Here is a 1,699-nt window from a genome sequence, read left to right as displayed (position 1 = left end):
TTAGAATTAATTCAACAACTTAGAGTAATAGAACAACTATGTATAAATTCAAAACAAAAAAATAAAAGAAATAGAAGAATTCTGTATTGAATTTGTGGCATACTTTCTGAAAATTGGACCTTATGACAGTGATAAAATATATTACAGGTTAGAAATAAATAGTTTGACTGAACAAAATTTCATAATGCTGAAAGACTGGGATGATGAAAAAGAAATAAATTCTGAATATGATGTTATGAAATTAGGAGATTTTATTCCCTATGATTGCAGGAAGTATTTTACTGGGAAATCAGAAGGAACGAAAATAACAGAAGAGGAATTTAACCAGGTGAAAAAGAAAATTTTTGAAAAATTTTTGCCGCAATAACTTCCAAAACACAGATATGTGGAAGTAAAAAACCGACTCCTATCGAGGGCCGGTCTCAAGTTTGCTATTAAAAGTAAATAGGCCAGAGTCAATAAATGAAGATTCTGGCCTGTTTACTACTACTAATTAGATAGGTGGAACAACCAAAACTTATTAAATATGACTTTTGAAGAAGTAAATAATGACGACTTAGAAATAAAAGAATAGTGGAGGTTTCCTTATGACATGACCGGAGGTATTGTTGAAACTGGCCACATGGAAAAGGTAATCCTTAATCCAACTAAAACAAAAGCAAAGAAATACCTCAAAGATGTAATATGTTAAGGGTTTCAGTGGGGCGATTATTGGAACAGTGAACAGTATGGAAAGAATTCTATAAATGATTGCGATGTAGTAGATAGGCTTTACAAGAAATATTTCAAAATTCTGGTAGTACTTCCAAAACCAAGATAGGTAGCTTTCCCTATACGGTATTACTTCCACTTTGGGAGTAGGTGGTAGCATATCATTGGCTATGTTAAATTAAGGTAGAGTCTCTTTTATACAAAAAAGTATGAAATGAGAAAATAGAGGTAGCTAGCTACCTCCTAAATTTCGTAGTGATTCCAACTCACAATTACTGGATGAGATTGATGGAATTGGCCTGGTTACCAGCTCCAATCTGCCTTATATGGAAAAATTGCCTATTATTATTATGGTTATTTCCCATTATTTCGTTGGCTCTCATAATTTCATTCCCAATCCCAATTTGTGTAACAACTGCACTTTGAAGGTTGTCGTTATTATTGTTGCCAGAGATAAAGTTGAGGTTGTCACGTGAAATTATATTGTCACCTATGGTATTGTTTTCCCCAAGTTGCACCACAACTCCCTTTTGGAAATTACGGCTGTTGCGGTTTCCGCTAATTAAATTAAGGGCGATGAGGGTATTGTTTGTGCCAAATTGAGCCCCAATTCCATTTTGGAGGTTACTAATATTATTATTACCTACCATGTGATTAAAGGCGCCTAAAACATTGTTTTTCCCAAATTGCCCCCCTGCTCCGTTTTGGAAGTTAAGGCTATTTCGAGAACCCAGAATAATAAAGTTAAAAACAGATAAGGAGTTTCTTATCCCTATTTGCGTTCCAAATCCACTTTGGAAATTACCATTGTTGTTAAAACCTAGGATAATGTTATGGGAAAATAAGATGTTTTCTATCCCAATTTGGGTCTCAACCCCACTTTGGAGATTACGGCTGTTGCGGTTTCCTTCGATAATGTTTATGGCTGTTAGTCTATTGTCTGTCCCAAGTTGTTCCCCAACTGCACTTTGAAAGTTGCGGTTGTTGT

Annotated in this window: 2 protein-coding genes; one reads left to right on the top strand and one right to left on the bottom strand. The window is 34.8% G+C overall.

The window, feature by feature from the left end; genetic code table 11:
* The first annotated feature begins 94 nt into the window (after positions 1-94).
* Positions 95-367 carry a hypothetical protein gene (locus E1171_RS01745; protein WP_155203472.1) on the top strand — a complete coding sequence of 91 codons (273 nt, stop codon included), beginning with the start codon at positions 95-97 and terminating at the stop codon, positions 365-367.
* A 616-nt stretch (positions 368-983) separates the two neighbouring features.
* On the opposite strand, the gene E1171_RS23455 is transcribed toward E1171_RS01745, so the two are convergent.
* A partial coding sequence (locus tag E1171_RS23455) for a hypothetical protein (protein WP_187696177.1) occupies positions 984-1,699 on the bottom strand: 716 nt, incomplete at its 5' end.

It is taken from the genome of Xanthovirga aplysinae (assembly GCF_009711365.1).
Taxonomy (GTDB): Bacteria; Bacteroidota; Bacteroidia; order Cytophagales; family Cyclobacteriaceae; genus Xanthovirga; species Xanthovirga aplysinae.
The sequence above is the reverse complement of the archived record's forward strand: the minus strand, read 5'-3'. Positions and strand labels throughout refer to the sequence as shown.